This window comes from Paenarthrobacter sp. CCNWLY172 (assembly GCF_037402035.1).
GTDB lineage: Bacteria > Actinomycetota > Actinomycetes > Actinomycetales > Micrococcaceae > Arthrobacter.
Genome location: NZ_JBBEGB010000035.1, coordinates 1 through 727, shown reverse-complemented (window position 1 = coordinate 727; position 727 = coordinate 1). Strand labels below are relative to the sequence as shown.

The 727-nt window shown below is 64.4% G+C and carries 1 protein-coding gene; it reads left to right on the top strand.

Annotated elements, in window-relative coordinates; genetic code table 11:
- Nucleotides 1-140: 140 nt before the first annotated feature.
- The coding region (locus WBN73_RS21400) for a TasA family protein (protein WP_337681326.1) at nt 141-727 on the top strand (587 nt) is incomplete at its 3' end.

Here is a 727-nt window from a genome sequence, read left to right as displayed (position 1 = left end):
GAGGTTTTCCTGAGGAACTGTTGCGGGTTTGCAGGATTAGTTCTTGATCCAGCCCCGGCACAGTAGTTCTTGTCAGCCAGAGAGGCTGGAAGAAACGGCCGGCCGGACCCGCGGTGGCCTCCCGAAAGGACCATACTCAGATGGCCATCAGCCTCAAGACCACCTCCGGCAAAATCCTCGCCTCCGTCGCACTGGTCGGCACCGCAGCCGCCGTCGCCGGCATGGGAACCTACGGTGCGTTCACCTCATCGACCTCCGCGTCACAGGCTGTCACCGCAGGTACGGTTACCATCGCCCTGGGCGCCCCCGGCCCGGCCAACACCCTCAACGTCCCCATCGCAGGACTGCTGCCCGGAGACAAGGTCGAAAAGCTCGTCACCCTGGCCAACACCGGCAACTCGGACCTGAACAACGTCACCCTCACCACCTCCGCCGGGGCCACCGGATCCCTGCTCACCACCGACGTGACCAACGGTCTGCAACTGACCATCGAAAACTGCTCCGTGGCCTGGACCGGCACCGCAGCCCCCTACACCTGCACCGGAACCAAGAGCACCGTCCTGGCCTCCGCCCCGGTCATCACCGCCAACAAGGCCCTGGCCAACCTGACCGCACTGACGTCCGCCAAGACCGACAACCTCAAAATCACCACCGCGTTCCCCACCACCGCGAACAACGACTTCCAAGGCGCCACCTCCACCATCGCCTTCTCCTTCACCGGCACCCA